We start from the raw sequence: 16976 nt of genomic DNA, 5'->3' as shown, positions 1-16976 counted from the left end.
CTCGTTTGGAGAACAGGCTAACTTCAAACCGCGGACCTTTCAGGGGAGCAGGTCACGATCTATGCGAGGTTTTGAGGCAGTTAAGATTGGCCGTGCAAGCAGTTACGAAGCACGCTCGTAATACTTAGCCGCTGTCAGGCAGAATCAGAATGGGAAAGGTGGCAGCCCGTAGGGTTCTAATCTCATCCCTACAAATCAACCGCTTAGGTTTGCTAACCTGCGAAAATCGGCCCCTTGGGGGAAAAACGATATTGGCGCAACCTGCTAACCGCCTTTTCGGCATGAAACCGGGGGATTGGCGATGAGCAAGGGCACGAAGGGTACGCGGTCAGTCGCAATACTCGCCTCGGATGATCCGGCATTTTCTCAAGCTGCGAAACACGCGGACGGTATCGGTGTGGCAGCCAACGCCCCTTATTCTGTTGGGGAAGCAGGCATGGCGTGCGACGATGCGGTAACGGTCATAAGTAACAGCGAAGACGTATGTTGCGCAGAAAAGAAAATACCCACTGACCAGTTCCACCGTGACCTCGAAGCTCTGACGGCCATGCAGCTACGGGCTAAGTATCAGGGTGAGGCGTCCAGCCACCGCAATATGCTCGCACGAGTGAAATTTAAGGGAGCTGTGGTCCATGATAGCTTTCGGAGGTTTGCGGACTTCCTTTATCATGTCGGGCCGAAGCCCACTAAATCAGCTACACTGGACCGCATCGACAATACCGATCCCGAGTATGCTCCGGGCAAGGTGCGATGGGCTGACAAGCAGACGCAGAACCGAAATAAGGCGGATAGCCTAGTATTCACCTGCTCGACCAGCGGTCGCAGCTATACGGCAGGGCAACTGGCGGGAAAACAAGGAGTTACTGCCGCCGCTATCCGCTCTCGCCGAGCAAGGGGGTGGACGGATGCAGAGATTGTTGCGGGAGAGAGGATGAATAATTTCAATGTCGAAAGGCATAGTGGTCTTCCTCAGAGAAAACACGATCCCTGCCCACACCCGGATGGCTCTTGCGCCCGTGTGATGTGGTTTCGTGCAAAGGCACAAATAGAGGCCGAAAGGGAAGAGCTTGGGTATGAGCCTTTTCTGATGACGCCTGTGGAAATACAGGAAGTGCTCGACGATCAACCGGACGTGCAAGGGCCTCATAAACTTGCGCGGCTCGAACGCGCCTTTCTGAACTTCCGGCTACCCCGATACTGGAAAGAATACGGCCCTCACACAAATTTCGCCGCTCTCCGACCCGATCAGCAGGCATGGGTTCTACGTGTTGACCCCGCTCAGGGACAAAAACTGGAACTCTCAGATCGGCTGTAAGCCCCTAATGCTGCGCGTTTTTGGCGGAGGGTTTGGTGGAAAGGTAGGGGGACATCCTGCCAGCGACATTTTCAGGTGTCTCTGCCGAACCCATACAACAGACCGGGGTTTGACCTCCAAAAACAGGCTGTCTGCGGCGTTATATTCTTCCCTTAGGTGCCTCATCCCATACGCTATTACATGGGTTCCAAGTCATTGATCCCCCTTCCAAAATCGAAGGAGCGATTGGATGACAGAACTCGACCCACTTGACCGTTTCAGAACCGATCTCGTGCGCCGTCTTGCGGCCCGCGATCATGTTCCTGAGCGACACCCGATGACAGTTTCGCCCTGGGTGGCGATGTCAGCCCTTCAAAAGGCTGTTCGCCGGGGCCGCAGGGACCTCGCGCTTAATGCGGCTGCGACCCTCCTCCGCGATGCACCGGATCGGCTATGGCGCAGGCTCGGAGGCATCGCTTTCGAGGATGTAGGGTTGGGCAGCCTGCGCACACTTGGTATGACCGTCGCGGCATTGCGGGGCAAGCGGTTCCGCCGCGCAGTTGGCGGTGACTGGCCTGTCGCGTCATTGCTTATCAGCGATCTTTGTTGTGCCCGAAAAAGCCGTGCTTCGGACGATTTGTTGATGTCGCTGGAAACGCTCCCGCACCTTGAGCCGCAGCGCCGCGAGTTTGCCGCGATGCCAAATTCTCGGCTCCGACTGCTCGCGCTGACAACCGACAACCTGCACCATCGCGCCCTGGCCCTGGTGTATCTCCTCGGCACTGACAGACCGGGACATGCCTTGCCCGCTCATCGCGGCGAACCGGGTCTAGTTTTCGACCTGCTGGACGAGTTGGGGGTGGCTCCAACAACACTGGCGATTTGCCGCGAGGGTCACAAGAAGACGGGCGAGGCGTTGCCGCCTCTCGTGGCATTGCTGGCCTTGGAGAACGGCCTTCGCGCTGAAACGACCAATGATCCATTTCCACCCGAAACCCTGATCGGAGATTGTCCGGGCTGGGCGCTGGACATGTTCACTCGTGAAGGCAAGGCCGCACTGACCCGGTTGCTCTCTACACATGCAGGCATTGCCGGAATGGCATCGTCGTTGATCCCCAAGCCGCAACGGGTCCGCTTCCTCGGGCAGGTGCTGTTCCGGGTGGAAGGCGGCGTCCTCGCCAACCGGGTCGGGGGCGACCTTGCCGACCGTCTGCACGCTCAGCTCATGTTCGACACGCTGGGCGTTGAACCCCACCACGCGGTTCAGGCGCTTGATCTGATGCGGGGCGATCTGCCGCTTCTCAACCGTATCCGCAAGACCATCATGAAGGAGGCCGACCATGCGTAAGAGGGTTCTAACATCGGATAATTCCCAATTAACGCGGGTTAACAGGGGCACCTTTGAACATTCCAAGAGAGAACAAATTGCAGTTAACTGCACAAACAAAACGGACGGTGTAGCGCTGATCGACACTCTGACAGATGAAGCTGCCGATCTGCTCCGACACAGCCTTTCCGAAAACACAGCGCGGGCCTACCAAGGCGATCTCGATCATTTTCGTGCCTGGGGTGGAGTGGTCCCGGCCACGCCAGCCATGATCTGCGCCTATGTCGGGGATCATGCGGGAAAGCTGGCCGTGGCGACGATCCTCCGCCGTATCTCGATGGTCTCGAAAGCGCACGAGGCCGCGAACCTGCCGAACCCTTGTCGCGCTGAGGTCGTGAAGGCCACATTGCGCGGCTTGAAGCGGAAACACGGAAGCGCGCAGCGACAAGCCAAGCCGCTCCTGCGCGATGACCTGTTTCTGGTGATCGACGGCCTCGGCGATACCATCAGGGACCACCGCGACCGGGCGTTGCTGCTGCTCGGGTTCGCCGGAGGCTTTCGTCGGTCAGAACTGGTCGGGCTGGAGCGCGACGACATCGAAGGGGTTCGGCAGGGTCTCGTTGTCATACTTCGCCGCAGCAAAACCGACCAAGAAGGCGAAGGTCGCCGTATCGGCATTCCGCACGGTCGCACGCGCCATTGTCCGGTGGCAGCCGTTGAACGCTGGATTGAAGTTGCGGGCATCGAGGCGGGAGCGCTTTTCCGCCCGATCAACCGCCACGGCCATGTAGGGAGTACGCCCCTGACAGGTGACGCTGTTTCCGTCCTGATCCGCGAACGGCTCAAGGCCGCCGGGTTCGACCCCGAGGGCTATTCGGGCCACAGCCTCCGCGCAGGCTTCGCCACCAGCGCCGCACAGGCCGGGGTCTCGACGCTGAAAATCCGTGCCCAAACCGGCCATGCCAGCGACGAGATGCTGAGCCGGTATGTGAGAGAGGGCGAGTTGTTCACCGGGAACGCCGCTGGGGCGTTGTTGTAAGTATCATGTGGAACAGAGTGCTGGCGAAAGCGGCTCGTGTCTCTTCTTCGCTTGAAGTGCAACGCGAACACCCTGATAGTCGAATAAGCAAAAAGACATCAGGGGTTGCGGTTGTTCGACGGGCGACTTTTCACCAGAGATTTTCTATTGGAAGGCATTCAAGAAACGTCGGCTTGGGCCGAATTGAATGCAGATGAAGTTGAGCGTTTGCGACGGGATGCCAAGACCACAATGGAGGCGCTTGCCGCACGCAAAAACCCCAACGAAGCCCAGACCGAAGACGATCTTGTTTATCCGCTTCTCGAAATGGTCGAGTGGTCCGACCGCGAAGTTCAACCCAATGCATCAGTGAAAGCGCGGCTCGATGTGCCCGACGCACTTTTATTCCCCGATGCGACAGCCAAGACGGTTGCGGGCGGCCTTGATGCTTGGGACCGATTTCAACATGGCCAATGTATCGTTGAGGCGAAAAGGTGGGGCCGCGCTCTTGATCGAGAAACACGCGGGCGCAAGGGCGAGGAAGGCACACCATCATCGCAAATCCTACGCTATTTGCGCCGCGTCGAAGAAAGGACGCGCGGCAAACTTCGCTGGGGCCTTCTGACGAATGGTCGTGTCTGGCGTCTCTATTTCCACGGGGCCGTTTCAATTGCCGAGGATTTTCTTGAAATCGATCTTGGCAAAGTCCTAAGCATTCCTGGCTGTGATTTCGATCTTCTCGATAAGCGGCCTGAAATGTTCGCGGATGATCATGCTTGGCGCGATCATGTTTTTCGACTGTTTGTTTTGCTGTTTGGGCGAAATGCCTTCTTGCCGAACGAACAGAGTGAAAGCTTCCACCAGCTCGCCCTGCGGGAGGGTAAGCGCTGGGAGGCTAAGGTTGCACGCACCCTCTCGGACAAGGTGTTTGACGAGGTTTTCCCGTAGCTTGCAGATGGTCTCGCTCGGAACGACCCGCTGCGTCCGAAGGAACTGACGCCAAAATATCTGGACGAAGTGCGGGAAGCAGCGTTGATCTTGCTCTACCGCCTGCTTTTCGTGCTCTATGCCGAAGATCGAAATCTGTTACCGGACGAGCAGGGGCCATATGCCCCGTATTGCCTAACCCGCATTCGCCTCGACATCGCAGAACAGGAGCGAACGGGCGCGATCATTCCGCAGGGCGTCATTACCTTCTGGCCGAGGATCATGACGATCTTTTCCGCGATTTCGCACGGCAATGACGATCTAGGCATTCCGCCCTACAACGGGGGTTTGTTCGACACTCAACTCGCACCGATACTGAGCCGTGTGCAATTGCCCGACCGCACACTGGCCGGGATCATCTTCGGTCTGAGCCATGAACCGGCGGATGGATCGCGGCGTGGCCCTCGCTACATCAACTATCGCGATTTGTCGGTGCAGCAACTTGGGGCAGTCTACGAGCGTATTCTTGAATACGGGTTGCGCACCACCGAGGCCGCTGAGATCGAAGTCGATGCCGATGATGAGGCAAGGCACAAGTCCGGCAGCTACTATACACCGGAAGACTTGGTCTCGCTCATCATCAATCGCGCCGTTGGCCCGTTGGTGGATGACAAGATTGCACGGTTTCGGGCGAAAGTGGACGAGCTTGCCGGTGATCGACGCCCGAAGGCGGAGAAACTCTCTGTCCTAGAACGCCACGACCCGGCCACGGCCATGCTGTCGCTCAAGATTTGCGACCCGGCGATGGGGTCTGGCCATTTCCTCGTCAGCCTCGTGGACTGGTTGTCTGACCGCGTTCTCGACGCCGTAGAAGAAGCGGCCTCTTTGGTCGATGGCTATACCTCGCCGTTGGTCGCACGGGTCGAGGCGGTTCGTGACAAAATCCTGGCCGAGGCGCGGGAGCACAAGTGGCCGCTTGTCGAAGCGCAGTTGGATGACCGCCACGTGGTGCGGCGGATGGTGCTGAAACGCACGGTCTATGGGGTGGATAAGAACCCGATGGCCGTTGAACTGGCCAAAGTTGCCCTATGGCTGCATTCGTTCACCGCCGGTGCGCCGCTCTCGTTCCTCGACCACCATCTGCGGGCCGGTGACAGTGTGGTGGGGGCCTTCGTGCGTCCGACGCTTGATTTCCTTGACGCGCAAGGCGCGCTCTTCAACCGGGGCCAGATTACCAGTATCGAAAACGTCTCTGGCTTGATGTCGGAAATCGAGGAGACGACCGACAATGACATCGCCGAGGCCCACGCCTCAAAGGAGAAATTCGGCACCGTCGAAGAGGTGATCGACCCGGTTGCCACGCTCTTTTCCCTGCTGACAGCAGAACGGCTGATGGGCGTCTTCGATGCCGCGCCGAAGAAAGCCCCGGACCTGCGCAAGATGGCGGGCAAATCGGCTAAGCAGATCGCCAAGGCAAAATCCGATCAAGACGCATTCGACAAGGCCGCTGCATTCCGCCTCGTGCTGGATGGCACTTTTGGCGATCCGGTGCGCATTGCCAGCGGTGAGGAACAGATTGCATCGGCAGAGTTGAAGGAACAGCTTTCGCTCCTGCCCGATGACGCACCCGAGCAGGACAGCCTTTTCCCCGGCATTGCCGCAGATGACCGCCGCCGTGTGATCGCCGATGCACTCGTTGGCGAGGCCCGCGCACTTGCCCGCCAGCACGGGTTCTTCCATTGGGAGATCGCCTTCCCCTCGGTCTGGTCCGATCTCACCTCTGCCGCCCCGCGCGGCGGCTTTGACGCGGTGATTGGCAACCCACCCTATGTGCGCCAAGAGCTTCTGGGGGGCGAGGTCAAACGCGCCCTCAAGGGCAGCTACAAGAGCTTTGCCGGGATGGCAGACCTCTTCGTCTATTTTTATGAACAGGGGCTGCGCATCCTGAAGCCCGGCGGGCGGATGTCCTATGTCGTCACCAACAAATGGCTGAAAGCGGGCTATGCCGAGGCGCTGCGCGGGGTGTTCGCCGAGGATCACTGGCTCGAATTCATCGCCGATTTCGGCCACGCCAAGCATTTCTTTGAAGACGCCGATGTCTTCCCCTCGGTCATCGTCGTGAAGAAGCCCGCACCGGGGCAGGATGCACCGGACGAGGCGGATGTCTGCGTGATCCCGCGCGACGAGGTGCCCAAGACGGGGCTGGAAGTGGCAGTGGAGGCCGCGACTTTCCCGCTGCCGCGCCTCAGCTTCACCCGCGAAGCCTGGGTTCTGGAACCCAAGCCGGTCATGGACCTACTCAGAAAAGTCCGACAGGTAGGCATGCCGCTTGGTGAATATTCAGAGGTTAAACCTTTCCGGGGAGTGACCACGGGTTTTAACGAGGCATTCTTCATAGACACAGAAAAACGAAATGAGTTGGTTCAAGCGGACCCCAGGTCTGACGAAATCATCAAGCCCTATCTGCGCGGTCAAGATGTCGAAAGATGGAGTTCGCCTTGGGACGGATTGTGGATGATCTTCGCACGGCGCGGGATAGCAATTGAAGACTTCCCAGCGATCAAGCATCACCTGGATGGCTACCGAACCCAGCTTGAGCCTAAGCCTGATGATTGGGTTCCCAAGTCACCAAGGGACAAATGGCCCGGTAGAAAGCCGGGCAACTATGCCTGGTATGAAATCCAAGACAGCGTCGAGTACTGGGAGGAGTTCTCGAAGCCCAAAATCATTTATCAAGCGATCCAATACTATCCGAACTATGCTTTGGATCGCGAAGGTTTCCTTCTCAGCAATAAAGCCTTCTTTATTGCAGCAGATGATCCGGCCCTTCTCGCAACCCTGAATTCGCCAATTGGATGGTGGGTATCATGGCGTCACTATGCTCACATGAAGGATGAGGCGCTATCAAACGATGGTGTGCGGCTCATGCAATTCCCAGTTCCCCTGAAACTCGCTGTGCGAAGAGAGGGATTTGAAGAGCCGGTGACAGAAATCGCAGCGCACAAGCGGCTGATGGATGGAGCGACGATTGCCATCCAAGACTGGCTCCGCCTCGAATTCGGTCTCGAAAAACCCGGCACTGCGCTTGGCAAGCCCCACCTGCTCGACGCCGACGCCTTCATCGCCGCCGTGCGCAAGGCCCTGCCGAAACGCCAGCGCCTCTCTGCCGCCGACATCCAGCGGCTGAAACAGGAACACGCCGACACCGTCCAACCCGCCCGCGACGCCGCGACACAGGCGCTGGCCCTCGAACACCAGCTTTCCGACCTGGTCAACGCCGCCTACGGCCTGACCCCCGAAGAGGTAAAGCTGATGTGGGACACCGCCCCGCCCCGCATGCCCTTCACGCCGGGATAGAAGCCTGAGGGCGGGGGGGCGTGCGGGTCGGTCACAATTCGTCGCGGAACGCAAGGTCAAAGCCGAATTCCAGTCGACAAATCAGCCATGATTTGCGATCTTCGCGCGAATCCGAGACGGTCCGACAGACTAACCCGTTGGGAAAAAGGAAATCGTCGCAAGCACCAAGGGTCTGGAGCATGTCCAACGCAAAGCAGATACTGGCTATGCTCCAGAGCAAGGCGGACGGTGACGACGAGCATTTCTATTCAATCGCGTTGCAGGTTGCCGCCGCAGAGGCCCGGCAAGGGCGTCGTACACTCGCAGAAGACCTGAGGGCCGCTGTAGACAAGGCGCGGGAGAAGGCGGCGTCCGGCCAAACCGTCGCCGTGCCTTTCGCGTCCCCGCGCGGTGATCTTGCCGACTTGATCGAGATGCGTCCGCCGCGCTTCGATCTTGAAAGCGTGGTCATGAACGCCTCGTTGCGTGCGCGGCTGGACGACGTTGTCTTGCAACAGCATAAGCGTGACTGGCTCCGTGAACATGGCAAGACACCAAACCGGCGTGTTCTCTTCGTCGGGCCGCCGGGTTCGGGCAAAACGATGTCGGCGGAAGCTTTGGCTGGTGAGTTGCGGTTGCCGTTGTTCGTAATCCGCCTGGAAAGCCTGATCACGCGCTTCATGGGTGAGACTGCCGCCAAGCTGAGGCTCGTTTTTGACGAAACCGCCCGTCACCGGGGGGTATATCTCTTTGACGAGTTCGATGCTGTTGGAGGAAATCGAGGCGCGACGAATGACGTTGCCGAGATGCGCCGCGTGTTGAATTCTTTCCTGCAATTCATGGAAGAGCCGAATTCCACGGACAGCGTGATCATTGGCGCAACGAATTATCCAGACCTGCTAGACCCGGCTCTGTTGCGCCGGTTCGATCTGGTTATGGAATTCTGTCCGCCCACTGACGAAGAAATCCGCACGATCATCAAGTTCAATCTGCGGCCAATGAAATTCCCCAACCTGAAGTGGAAGAGCATTCTTGCATCGGCCCAAGGGTTGAGCCAGTCTGAGATTGCCCGCGCAACAGAAGACGCGGTGAAAAGCGCAATCCTGGCTGAACGGAAGAACGTGACCTCGGACGATCTGCTGCGTAGGCTGAATGACAGGCGAGAAATGCGAGAGGCGTTTCGACCTTCGGCAGTGAACAAGTAGTAGATGGCATCCAAGTACTCCTTACCGCATATCAACATCGAAAGCAGACGGGAGCGCGCGGACTTCAAGTCCACGAATGAGCGTTTTCCCGGAAGCCCTCCTCCTCGGGACCGCCAGCAGCATGGCGCAATGCTCCGAGGGCAGTTCTCGCAGGCAGCAAACGACTTTGAGCAAGATCGTCCGCGCGATGAACGGGTATCGCCCGCTGCCGGTGTCTATTTGGAAGTGGAGCTGAGACCGAACGCCAGCCCGGATAGTCTGGAGAGGAAGAAAAGCCATCTGAAACCGGCTTCTGCAAAGCTGGGAGCCTCCGATACTCGGATCGTTGGCCTGTTAGTTCCTGAGGACGCAAAGCCGGTACTTGAAAGCATTCTGGCCGACTACCAGTCGGGCGAACTGACTGAAAAAGGTCAAAACCCGCCATACAAGTCATTCGTTGAACCGATTGAGGCCATCCGAAAGGCCCGTCTCGAAACCTTTTGGACAGATGATCTGGAAGCGCTGCCGCAAGACCCCAACGATACGATCTGGTGGGAGGTGTGGTGCATCAAGTCGGCAGAGAATGCTCTCGATGCTTTGGCTGAAAAGCTCGATGCACGATGCGCTCCAAAGGAACAGCGTTTGGTGTTTCCAGAACACGTGGTTGTTCCCGTTCTTGCCGCGCGCGCTACCATCGAGTTGATGCTATTTGCGCGGTTTTCGATCACGGAACTTCGGCGAGCCACGGATACTCCGCATTTCTTCATTGATGACCTCAATCCTGATGAACAGTTTGAATGGACCGACGATCTTGCGGACCGGATCGAATGGCCCGGTGTTGAGGTTCCTGCGGTTTGCCTTTTGGACAGTGGCGTCAATCGTGCGCATAGTCTGATTGAACCAGCTCTTTCGCCCGCAGACCTTTACAGTGTTCGTCCGGAATGGGGGGTAGACGATACCGGTCCGCGTCCTGGTCATGGAACACAAATGGCTGGGATCGCTCTGCACGGCGACCTCGTGCCGAAGCTGTCTGATAACAATCCGATTAAACTGGCCCACAGACTTGAGAGTATAAAAATCCTTCCGCCCCCGGGAATGGAAAAGCCCGAAGAGCGCTTCTACGGCCCAATCACCAAGTCTGCCGTCAGCCTTGCGGAAATCGGGCGACCAGAACGCCGCCGCGTTTTCTGCATGGCGGTTACTAATGAAGACATCTCAGGGACACAGCCTTCAACATGGAGCGCCGCGCTTGACCAAGAGGCTGCGGGCGTCACAATGGATGACGAAAGGGCACCCAGACGCCTTATTGTCGTTTCCGCAGGAAATGCGCCCAATCCGATCATGTTGAACGAGGTGCAACCCTCGGACACTTATCCGATAGAGGACCCGGCACAGGCTTGGAATGTCGTAACCGTTGGTGGCTACACTGACAAAATCCACATTGCCGAACCTGAATTGGCCGATCATTCGCCGCTTGCCGAAGCGGGCGACCTTAGCCCTTTCACGAGGACTTCGACGCTATGGACGACAGGGCGCAATAGGCCGATCAAACCCGACATTGTCATGGAAGCTGGAAACCGCGCTGTGGATGCTTCCCGAACCACCGTTGTCGATACAACCTCTCTTTCGGTCGCAACGTCTGGTCCCGAAGTTGACCGGCGTCCGTTAGTGCCGTTTCGTGCTACAAGCGCGGCCACAGCCGAAGCTGCGCGACTGGCGTGCCGCTTGATGGCGGCCAAGCCTGAATACTGGCCGGAGACTATCCGTGCCTTAATGGTCCACGGTGCCGAGTGGACAGACAAGATGCGGTTTGCGCTAGACCCCTTAGGGAAAACCGACGCTGCAAAGCTGTTGCGGCACTTCGGATACGGTGTGCCCACGTATAAGCGGGCAATTGCTTCAGCTGAGAACCATCTCGCTCTGGTGGCGCAGTCCGAAATCCAACCCTATGGCGCCTCGGGCTTCAAAGATTGCCACTATTACGACTTGCCCTGGCCGCGACAGGCATTTGAAGCGCTAGGGGATGAGGAGGTGAGACTGAAGATCACCTTGTCATACTTTGTTGATCCAAACCCCGGAGCGTTAGCTTCGCTCGATCCATATCGGTATCAGTCGTTCGGCTTGCGGTTCGACTTGAAACGCCGGATGGAAAGCACTGATGAATTCAAAAAGAGGGTGAATGTCGAAGAGCGAGCAGACCCACGACGCAAGCCCCCCACGCAATCGGACACCGACAATTGGCGCTTTCCTGATGGCACGCCGTCCGGATCGCTGCACTGTAACGAATGGAAAGGGCCAGCCGCGTGGCTGTTAGCGCGTAATATGCTCTGCATTAAGCCGGTCGGCGGTTGGTGGAAGAACCGCGCTGATACCGCCACACGGCAGCAAAAGACGCGATATGCCTTGGTTGTTTCAGTTAAGACTGCCAACGAGGCAGTAACCTTGCATACGGCCATCCGCGCAATTGTGTCGGGCGAAATCCCTGTCTCGTCAGAAATCGAGATTGGGCTATAGCTCCGAGCGCTTTGCCCGTCTGCCCCGCCGTGTAGAGAGACTTCTGCTATTGGTTTCATGAATTTCGGGGCTGGTTGGGACAGCCGATCCTAACGGACACGTTACACGCACGAAATTGACGGAAAAATTCAGGGGCTCCCTTTGGCGGTTTCCGCCGCAAGGGCCTCCGTCTGTGTGACCACCGTCATGAGTTGCGGTTTTCTCAAGGTGCGGGCAGCGGACATGAGGCGGTCTAGAAGCAGGCTGGTCTCGTCCTGGGGTTCGGGGTCGGATGCCCCGAGCAGGTAGTCTGGCGAAGTTTCAAGAGTGCGAGCGATGTTGACGAGCGTTCGGAGGTCCGGTTCGCGGACGCCCTGAGTGTAGTGCGCATAGCGCCGTTCGTTCAGCCCACACCGACGCGCGGCTTCTGCATTCGAGATGCCGAGCTGTTCTGCTCTCTCCCGTAGTCTGTTTGCGAAAATTTCCATCCAGAACGTTTTGTTCTGAGAATTTCATTTTCGCCATGAATGTTATGGGCATACAATAAAGAACAAAATGTTCTTTATGGAGTGCCGATGAAGGAGGTTCGCGACGGAGTTGCCCGGACGAGGCGGCAAAAGGTTCTGGGAGTGTTTCTTTGGATCGCGATCCTCGGGGCGGCGATGTTCTATCTGCTCCGGTGGGTGGACCAAGGTGTGCCTGTTGCCGAGACACCGCCTAAGAGCCAGCCATTGTCGAATGCTGCCGCCGAATTTGGCGTCGATGCAGTGCCAGAAGTCATAGCTACAGAGTTTCTGGCCGACTGTTGGGCCATGATCCGGGCGCAACCGGGGTTCGAAGCCGGTCGAGGAAGCGAAACCGATAGCCTTGAAGACATTCGGGGACAGGGACAAATACTTCTCCTGGTAGACATATCTGGCAATCGTATCCAGCTGGACCGTTTGCAGGACTACGTTGCCGTGGGATTGGATCGCGCTCAAGCGCAGGGGGTATATGCGACAGCGACGCGGGCGATACGGACATGTGGCATTGCCGAAAACACGCTTCCAAATGGCAGTTACGTGTTCACATTTGACCCCGCTGCGACCGAGATAGTCGTCGGTCCCGCAACGCCCTCCCATCGCGTAGCGTCCGCTGTAAATGCGTGTTGGACGGCAGGAACCGGGTTGGCTGGAAGCGTAACCGTTGCAGTGCGCACTGACCAAGACCGGGTAGTCGTTGATCAGGTTGGAAACCAACAGAACCCCATGCTGTTTCAGGCAGCCAGACGTGCGGTGCTTCGATGCCTCGAAAACGCCGACCTGTCCGCCGCAGAAACCTACATGCTGACCTTCTCAGCGACTGGTCCGGTCCCCGCGTGGTCCGAATAGGCAGTCAAAGCCCTGCACAGCGACGATTAATTCGTAGGCACCACTTCACCCACGACAAGGCATACCGGCAGTCTAGATGAAGCCTAGGCGATCTACCGCGTCGTCAGCCGGGCTTCTTCGCCATATGTTGCCTGAGTTCTTGGGCAAGCATGCTCTGAGCCTCTTCCAAGGCGCTGATTTTGTTCTGAAGCGTTTGAAACTCTTGCTCCACCGTTTCCACAACGACGGCAGCAGTGAAGTCTGGCACATGCTGCGCTTCTTCCTTCTCGAATGATGCTCTTAGGCGTTCCACCACCTCCGATGTCATCGACCTGCCATTTCCTTCTGCGGCTGCTTTCAATTGTTCTCGCATGCCATCAGGCAGGCGCACGATGAACTTGTCTTGGGCCGCACTCGGTTTTCTTCCCATTGAAACACCCATGATATGGCAATGTGCCATAACTTTTCCTTGACCAGTATGGCAGCGCGCCATATCAAAAATATGGCACCTAGCCATACTATACGCAAGGAGTGATCATGAAGGATCAAACGAGCACAAAGATCATTTTCAGGACGAGCATGAAGATCAAAGACGGTCTTCGTGCGCGGGCTGAGCGCAACGGTCGCACCATGACTGGTGAGCTGAACCATATCCTGCGATCCGCCACCAAGCACGGGAGGGGGTAGCGATGGCAGAGAACCCAACTTGGACTTCGAAACACCTACCGCCGGGCAAGCCTTCGAAGGTCAGACGAATGAACTGGACGCGAACGGTCAGCAAGAAGGCGCTCAGGAAGAAGTTCTCCGTGGTGGAGGTCAAGCGGGCCATGACGCTGATCGCCGGTCAGGGAAAAACGCCATCTGCGGTTCACGTCCGTCCGGATGGTTCCTTTCGCATCGACATCGTGCTGCCGGATCAGACGGCGGCCAAAGCCGAAGATAACCCGTGGGATGAGGAGTTGTGACATGGCCAGACAAGAAGTCCGTTTCAAATATGTCCACATCTACAATAGCCGTCACGGCAGGCCCTATGCTTACTACACGCCCCCACGTGGGAAACGTATCCGCCTGCCACTACCGATCAGCAGCCCCGAGTTCCTTGCGGCATATGTCGCGGCGACGCAGGGCCAGACGGTGCGACGTGCGTCGTTACCGCAGCAGGGCCGCAAGGATGATTTCAACACGCTCCTGCGGCTCTATTTTGGCTCATCACTGTTCATGCGGCTCAGCCCGACCACGAGATCAAACTACAAGCGGGTTCTCGAAGGGTTCTGCATGAAGCATGGGGACCGACCGGTTTCCAAGTTCGAGCGCAAGCACGCCGAAGCGATCTTGGGCCGAATGAGCGCAACACCCGAGGCCGCCAACAACCTGATGAAGCGCCTGCGCATGATCCTGAACTACGCGGTGGATATCGGCATGATCCAGCAGAACCCGATGCGCGGGATGAAAGGCTTCATCTCCAGTGGCGATGGCTACCATACATGGACCGAAGCTGAGATTGCCCAATTCATCAAACGCCATCCGTTCGGCACCAAGGCTTACCTTGCCCTGATGCTCATGCTGGATACGGGCCAGCGTCGTTCGGACATGGTTCGGATGGGTTGGGGTGATGTTGCAGACAACTGCATCGCTGTTCGGCAACAAAAGACCAAAACACCGCTGCTGATCCCAATCTCAAACGACCTCGACGCTGCGCTGGCCGATCTTCCAAAGGACGCAGGGACGTTCCTTTTGACCGAGCAGGGCAGGCCCTTCACACCGGCGGGGTTCGGAAACTGGTTCCGGGATCGTTGCAACGAAGCCGGTCTGCCCCACTGTTCGGCGCATGGGCTACGAAAGGCGTGTGCACGTCGCATGGCTGAGGCTGGCTGCACCCCACATGAGATCAAGGCAATCACCGGACACAAGACGGATGGTGAGGTGCGTCGCTACACGGCGAAGTCGGACCAGATGCACCTGGCCAAGAGCGCTTTGGCAAAGCTCCAGAGCAACGAAAAAAACGCGAAATCTGCTAACCACCCCTATCAGGTTAGCAAAACGATGGAGTAACCGCATGGGATACAACAATAATCGGGAAGAAGTGGCAGCCCGTAGGGGAATCGAACCCCTCTTTCCAGGTTGAAAACCTGGCGTCCTAACCGATAGACGAACGGGCCACTCTGTAGCGTGAGCGGTATTTAGGCGAGCGGTCCTGGGGCCGCAAGAGGATTTTTGCACCTTTCACGCAACTTCTGTTTCTGCCGCCACGGCAACGTCTTCGACCTTCAACTGGACCGTCTCCCGCCCTTGCCAGCGGTTTGTCTCCAACCGCCCGGCCACGTGCAGGGGCGCGCCAGCGGCGCGGTCGACGGCGGCTGCGATCCCATTATCGTTGGCGCGAAAGGCAATGGCGTCCAATCGGCCCGCGCCCCCGTCGCCGAGCGTCAATTTCAGGTGCCCGTCGCCAACGAGTTTCGCGTATTGCACGCGCAGGTCCGGGAAAGCGAAGCGCGGTGCGGAGGCACCCTGACCGAATGGACCGGCTTGTTCGAGCGCTGCGACCAAGGGCAGCGTCGCGGCCTGGGGCATTAGGGTGCCGTCCAGTGACAAATCCTTCGGGCCCAGGTCGGCGGCCCCCTGGCGGGACAGCAGCGCGTCGAGGCGCGCCATGGCCGCGTCCAAACCATCTGTGCGGACGGTCAGGCCCGCCGCCATCTTGTGGCCTCCGCCTTTGACCAACAGATCCTCGGCCGCCAACCTTTGGACACAGGCGCCAAGATCCACGCCGCCAACGGACCTGCCGGAGCCTTGTCCAAACCCGTCTGGGCGAAGTCCTATGACCACGGCGGGGCGGTTAAAGGCTTCTTTCAAGCGGCTCGCGACGATGCCAACGACGCCGGGGTGCCAGCCCTCTCCGGCGGCCCAGGCGAGCGTGCTGCCATCGGCCAAACGTGCTTCGGCCTGAGCCCTGGCGTCTTCCGTGACGCGGGCTTCAACGGCGCGGCGGTCGGTGTTCAATTGGTCGAGGCGTTGGGCGAGGGCCTCTGCCTCGGCGGTGGTGTCCGTGGACAGCAGGCGCGCGCCGAGATCCGCCGCTCCGATCCGCCCACCTGCGTTGATGCGCGGACCCAGCAAGTAGCCCAGGTGATACGCCGTGGGCGGGCCATCCATGCGCGCCACATCGGCCAAGGCCCGGAGGCCCGGACGGCTTCTCCTGGCCAGGACGGTCAGGCCCTGGCGCACCAATGCTCGGTTCACTCCGATGAGCGGCGCCACGTCCGCTACAGTCGCCAGGGCCACCAGATCCAGCATGGTCATGAGATCCGGGCAGGGCGCGCCCGCGTCCCGCAGCAGCCGGTTGGCCTGGACCAGCGCCAGAAACACAACGGCAGCGGCGCAGAGGTGGCCGAGGTCGCCGCTCTCGTCCTGGCGGTTTGGGTTCACGACAGCCAGGGCCGGGGGCAGGGTCTCTGCGCCTAGGTGGTGGTCCAAAACGATGACGTCGCATCCATCGGCGGCCGCCAAGGCATCGTGGCTGAGCGTGCCACAATCGACGCAGACGATCAGGTCATGGGCTGCTGCCAGTTTTGCAATCGCGGGCGCATTGGGGCCATAGCCCTCGTCGATACGGTCGGGGACATAGAGCGTCGCACCTTGGCCCAAAGCGCGCAGCCACCAGATCAGCAGCGCGGCAGAGCTGCCCCCGTCCACGTCGTAGTCCGCAAAGATCGCGATGCGCTGCCGCTTCTGCGCCGCGGTCACCAGACGGGCGGCTGCCAGATCCATGTCCTTCAGACGCAGAGGGTCCGGCAACAGGTCCCTTAGCTTCGGCGTCAGAAAGGCAGGTACATCTTCGGGTGAGACCCCACGCCGGGCCAAGTGGCGCGCGAGTGGCAGGGGATGGCCCGCTTGCGCAATGGCTTCGGCCAAACGCTCCGTGCTGGCGGGCAGGCCCACCCAGCGGCGACCGGTGGCCGATTGAGAAACACCCAAGTAAGACATGGGCCCCGTTTGGCGCGCACTTGGGGCGGGCGCAAGGTCCCGACGGTCGGGACCTTGCAGAGGT

General features: G+C 58.7%; 14 protein-coding genes and 1 tRNA gene. 11 read left to right on the top strand and 4 right to left on the bottom strand.

Translation table 11 applies throughout. The features are described from left to right. Positions 1-301: 301 nt before the first annotated feature. The 7 genes from K5R33_RS18095 (at position 302) to K5R33_RS18065 (ending at position 11600) form a co-directional block, all read left to right on the top strand. A complete protein-coding gene (locus K5R33_RS18095) occupies positions 302-1315 on the top strand; it encodes a hypothetical protein (RefSeq protein ID WP_220750487.1) in 1014 nt (337 codons plus the stop codon). A gap of 229 nt (positions 1316-1544) precedes the next feature. Then, on the top strand, positions 1545-2642 hold the full coding sequence (locus K5R33_RS18090; protein WP_220750486.1) for a hypothetical protein: 1098 nt from the start codon (positions 1545-1547) through the stop codon (positions 2640-2642). Between the two features lie 247 nt (positions 2643-2889). Next, positions 2890-3660 carry a site-specific integrase gene (locus K5R33_RS18085; protein ID WP_255576506.1) on the top strand — a complete coding sequence of 257 codons (771 nt, stop codon included), beginning with the start codon at positions 2890-2892 and terminating at the stop codon, positions 3658-3660. A 105-nt stretch (positions 3661-3765) separates the two neighbouring features. After that, entirely contained in the window at positions 3766-4587 is an 822-nt protein-coding gene (locus K5R33_RS18080; protein ID WP_220750484.1) for a hypothetical protein, read from the top strand. An 84-nt stretch (positions 4588-4671) separates the two neighbouring features. Beyond that, positions 4672-7923: an Eco57I restriction-modification methylase domain-containing protein gene (locus K5R33_RS18075; RefSeq protein ID WP_220750483.1), complete on the top strand. Its 3252-nt coding sequence runs from the start codon at positions 4672-4674 to the stop codon at positions 7921-7923. A 20-nt stretch (positions 7924-7943) separates the two neighbouring features. Next, entirely contained in the window at positions 7944-9107 is a 1164-nt protein-coding gene (locus K5R33_RS18070; RefSeq protein WP_255576507.1) for an AAA family ATPase, read from the top strand. A 3-nt stretch (positions 9108-9110) separates the two neighbouring features. After that, complete coding sequence (locus K5R33_RS18065) at positions 9111-11600, top strand: S8 family peptidase (protein ID WP_220750482.1); 2490 nt, start codon at positions 9111-9113, stop codon at positions 11598-11600. Between the two features lie 128 nt (positions 11601-11728). Here the strand turns inward: K5R33_RS18065 and K5R33_RS19265 are convergent, their stop codons facing one another. Further along, positions 11729-12067: a helix-turn-helix domain-containing protein gene (locus tag K5R33_RS19265; protein WP_220750481.1), complete on the bottom strand. Its 339-nt coding sequence runs from the start codon at positions 12065-12067 to the stop codon at positions 11729-11731. 141 nt (positions 12068-12208) lie between these two features. On the opposite strand from K5R33_RS19265, the gene K5R33_RS18055 reads away from it, so the two are divergent. Beyond that, entirely contained in the window at positions 12209-12949 is a 741-nt protein-coding gene (locus K5R33_RS18055; RefSeq protein ID WP_220750480.1) for a hypothetical protein, read from the top strand. A gap of 103 nt (positions 12950-13052) precedes the next feature. On the opposite strand, the gene K5R33_RS18050 is transcribed toward K5R33_RS18055, so the two are convergent. Next, a complete protein-coding gene (locus K5R33_RS18050) occupies positions 13053-13388 on the bottom strand; it encodes an Arc family DNA-binding protein (protein WP_220750479.1) in 336 nt (111 codons plus the stop codon). A gap of 77 nt (positions 13389-13465) precedes the next feature. On the opposite strand from K5R33_RS18050, the gene K5R33_RS19260 reads away from it, so the two are divergent. The 3 genes from K5R33_RS19260 (at position 13466) to K5R33_RS18035 (ending at position 14980) form a co-directional block, all read left to right on the top strand. Further along, positions 13466-13615, top strand: coding sequence for a FitA-like ribbon-helix-helix domain-containing protein (locus K5R33_RS19260; RefSeq protein WP_220750478.1), 150 nt, complete (start codon positions 13466-13468; stop codon positions 13613-13615). A 68-nt stretch (positions 13616-13683) separates the two neighbouring features. Beyond that, positions 13684-13893: a hypothetical protein gene (locus tag K5R33_RS18040; protein WP_220750477.1), complete on the top strand. Its 210-nt coding sequence runs from the start codon at positions 13684-13686 to the stop codon at positions 13891-13893. Position 13894: 1 nt separating this feature from the next. Then, positions 13895-14980, top strand: coding sequence for a tyrosine-type recombinase/integrase (locus K5R33_RS18035; RefSeq protein ID WP_220750476.1), 1086 nt, complete (start codon positions 13895-13897; stop codon positions 14978-14980). Between the two features lie 32 nt (positions 14981-15012). Here K5R33_RS18035 and K5R33_RS18030 read toward each other — a convergent pair. Both K5R33_RS18030 and recJ read right to left on the bottom strand, forming a co-directional pair. Continuing rightward, positions 15013-15087, bottom strand: a tRNA-Glu gene (locus K5R33_RS18030). Between the two features lie 64 nt (positions 15088-15151). Further along, positions 15152-16912: a single-stranded-DNA-specific exonuclease RecJ gene (recJ, locus tag K5R33_RS18025; RefSeq protein ID WP_220750475.1), complete on the bottom strand. Its 1761-nt coding sequence runs from the start codon at positions 16910-16912 to the stop codon at positions 15152-15154. Positions 16913-16976 lie beyond the last annotated feature (64 nt).

Origin of the sequence: Jannaschia pagri (assembly GCF_019655435.1) — a bacterium.
GTDB classification, from domain to species: Bacteria; Pseudomonadota; Alphaproteobacteria; order Rhodobacterales; family Rhodobacteraceae; genus Jannaschia; species Jannaschia pagri.
The sequence above is the reverse complement of the archived record's forward strand: the minus strand, read 5'-3'. Positions and strand labels throughout refer to the sequence as shown.

Bases quoted from the DNA above. Each gene is read 5' to 3' on its own strand.
- K5R33_RS19265 (WP_220750481.1), bottom strand. From the start codon at position 12,067: ATGGAAATTTTCGCAAACAGACTACGGGAGAGAGCAGAACAGCTCGGC.
- K5R33_RS18035 (WP_220750476.1), top strand. From the start codon at position 13,895: ATGGCCAGACAAGAAGTCCGTTTCAAATATGTCCACATCTACAATAGC.
- K5R33_RS18040 (WP_220750477.1), top strand. From the start codon at position 13,684: ATGAACTGGACGCGAACGGTCAGCAAGAAGGCGCTCAGGAAGAAGTTC.
- K5R33_RS19260 (WP_220750478.1), top strand. From the start codon at position 13,466: ATGAAGGATCAAACGAGCACAAAGATCATTTTCAGGACGAGCATGAAG.
- K5R33_RS18090 (WP_220750486.1), top strand. From the start codon at position 1,545: ATGACAGAACTCGACCCACTTGACCGTTTCAGAACCGATCTCGTGCGC.
- K5R33_RS18065 (WP_220750482.1), top strand. From the start codon at position 9,111: ATGGCATCCAAGTACTCCTTACCGCATATCAACATCGAAAGCAGACGG.
- K5R33_RS18095 (WP_220750487.1), top strand. From the start codon at position 302: ATGAGCAAGGGCACGAAGGGTACGCGGTCAGTCGCAATACTCGCCTCG.
- K5R33_RS18050 (WP_220750479.1), bottom strand. From the start codon at position 13,388: ATGGCACATTGCCATATCATGGGTGTTTCAATGGGAAGAAAACCGAGT.
- K5R33_RS18085 (WP_255576506.1), top strand. From the start codon at position 2,890: ATGATCTGCGCCTATGTCGGGGATCATGCGGGAAAGCTGGCCGTGGCG.
- recJ (WP_220750475.1), bottom strand. From the start codon at position 16,912: ATGTCTTACTTGGGTGTTTCTCAATCGGCCACCGGTCGCCGCTGGGTG.